Annotated in this window: 1 protein-coding gene; it reads right to left on the bottom strand. The window is 38.9% G+C overall.

Annotated features, from left to right (window positions below):
- On the bottom strand, positions 1 to 257 hold a 257-nt coding region (locus tag SB756_RS32130; protein ID WP_410913509.1), incomplete at both ends, for a hypothetical protein.

Here is a 257-nt window from a genome sequence, read left to right as displayed (position 1 = left end):
ATATCTCTTCTAGACAATTCTCCAATACTGTCGTATGAACCCAGCCAGCATACATAATCGATAACAGCTGACACGGATGCAAAAAGGGAAGGTGTTGGTGAACCAAGTTCCCATACACTGTCATCCTTTGCTATTAGTTTTTGATGCGGAAGTTTCGATAATCTTTCTGAAACATAAGCAAATCCAATACCTCTTGATGCCATAAACTTATATGGTGCAAAATTTGCTCCATCTATACCGAGTTTTTCCACATCAAG

The organism is Pseudomonas sp. SIMBA_068, from assembly GCF_046534705.1.
GTDB classification, from domain to species: Bacteria; Pseudomonadota; Gammaproteobacteria; order Pseudomonadales; family Pseudomonadaceae; genus Aquipseudomonas; species Aquipseudomonas putida.
The sequence above is the reverse complement of the archived record's forward strand: the minus strand, read 5'-3'. Positions and strand labels throughout refer to the sequence as shown.